Origin of the sequence: Rhodoluna sp. (assembly GCF_049276775.1) — a bacterium.
In the GTDB taxonomy this organism is placed as follows: domain Bacteria; phylum Actinomycetota; class Actinomycetes; order Actinomycetales; family Microbacteriaceae; genus Rhodoluna.
The window spans coordinates 1-1,632 of record NZ_JBASXC010000088.1; the positions used below are offsets into that span (position 1 = coordinate 1).

Below are 1,632 nucleotides of genomic sequence, written 5' to 3' on the forward strand. Positions count from 1 at the left end.
TTTCTCGGACGTTGGCATTTCCCACACCGGAGAAAACAAAAATTCCTCCGAGCGACCGAACCAAATCAGCGTCCTGCGGGCGTCCAGAGCGAACCGGTCCGACTTCATCGGGGACTGCAGTGTGGTATACCGCAAGGTAGCGAGTGACACCGCCCTCCACGAGTTCTTCGAAAACGATGTCCGCTGCAGCTATGCCTACCTGAGGCCTGCCCGCAGCAGTGTTGTCAATCTTGATTGCAATGCTGGGACCTGTAACAACGTCGCCGCCCAGCTCTACCCCAGTGAAGGGGTGGCGAAGTGGCTCAGGCTCTTCGACTGCTTCTTCTTGGACAACTTCAATGACTTCGTCTTCCACGGGCTCCTCCACAGCACACCCCACGAGTGTGAGCAAGGATACGGAGACAAGCGCTAGCGAAGAACGGAGAGAGAGGTCCATGAGATTCCTTGACATAGAAACGAAAACAACAAACACCACACTCTATTACACCTTCCAGAACTGCCCTGTACCGTTTTCGCGCCAGCAGGCCACGGGTAAGTACACTGTTCCTGGGCCTCTAGCTCAGTTGGCAGAGCAACGGACTTTTAATCCGTGGGTCGTCGGTTCGAGCCCGACGGGGCCCACCAGCCGCACGACAGGGTAGAACGGCTCATGATTCCAGCAGACAGCAGAGGCACAGTCTTCTTTATCCATCGGGGTCCCCTGCAGCCTTACGTTCGAGCATCTATCCTTCAGGCCCTCGCAACAGATTCTGATTCCTCGATTGTCGTCCTCGGCGATCAGCCGAGAGAGTTGCTCCCACCCGAAATCCGCTCTGTGGTGGGCTATGCGCATCTCGATGACTACTCAGCTCGCGCCGATGCCTTCGCACAGATATTCCGATTTGAAGGGAATAACGGCTTTGACTACGAGCTTTTGAATTTCCAACGCTGGTTTTATGTTTTATCTTTCTGCGAGGCTCGGTCGTTGGGCGGGCCCTTCGTGGTTCTTGACTCGGACGCCTACCTCTACCAAGCAATGGGCAATGTGGCACCACACCTGTCGACTCCGATGACGGTGGTTGACTCCGTAGGCCCGCAATTCACATTTTTTCTCACCACCAAAGCGCTCGTCGACTTCGCGGACTTTCTGACAGAGAGCTTCCGCACCGAGAGGGGGCTTGAGAGCCTGAAAGACTTCGTGCGGGAATCCAACGATGCCGGTGTTCCGCATGTCAGCGACATGGCCGCGTTTGGTGTGTATGCCCGCTACCACGCACTGGAGGACCTGGGCGCCGCTGAGCGAGACGACATCATCTTTTGCGAAAACATCGGATAGCCCCAAGGCTTAGTGATGAGCACACTGGGGAAGAAGGTCACCACCCGACAGGGTCGTCGCTACTTCACTAAACAGAATGGACGACGCGTCCTCGCGGGTGGAGTTCACCTTCAAGGTGGAAACAAGGATCTGTGGCCCTAGTTTGTGGACACCAGTGTAAAGCGAACCCTGGCGCAGCATTCCCCCCGGGACTATGCCGACGCACGTCGCAAAGCACGCCAAAAAGCATTCAGAATAGGCTTGCTAAAGACTTCAGCGCGAGTGAGGACACTGCTCGGCCGCGGGTCGACCAAGAACCGACCAAGGACACTCCCCTG

At 56.3% G+C, this 1,632-nt stretch carries 3 protein-coding genes and 1 tRNA gene; 3 read left to right on the top strand and 1 reads right to left on the bottom strand.

Annotated elements, in window-relative coordinates:
* Nucleotides 1-355, bottom strand: a 355-nt coding sequence (locus WAO31_RS05965; RefSeq protein ID WP_509591427.1) for a DUF3048 N-terminal domain-containing protein, incomplete at its 3' end; no start/stop codon positions are given.
* Nucleotides 356-548: 193 nt separating this feature from the next.
* On the opposite strand from WAO31_RS05965, the gene WAO31_RS05970 reads away from it, so the two are divergent.
* The 3 genes from WAO31_RS05970 (at nucleotide 549) to WAO31_RS05980 (ending at nucleotide 1,456) form a co-directional block, all read left to right on the top strand.
* Nucleotides 549-624: transfer RNA gene (locus WAO31_RS05970), tRNA-Lys, on the top strand.
* A 25-nt stretch (nucleotides 625-649) separates the two neighbouring features.
* Nucleotides 650-1,315 (top strand): hypothetical protein, encoded by a 666-nt coding sequence (locus WAO31_RS05975; protein WP_509591429.1) that lies wholly within the window; start codon nucleotides 650-652, stop codon nucleotides 1,313-1,315.
* Nucleotides 1,316-1,330: 15 nt separating this feature from the next.
* Entirely contained in the window at nucleotides 1,331-1,456 is a 126-nt protein-coding gene (locus WAO31_RS05980) for a hypothetical protein (RefSeq protein ID WP_509591431.1), read from the top strand.
* Nucleotides 1,457-1,632: the final 176 nt, after the last annotated feature.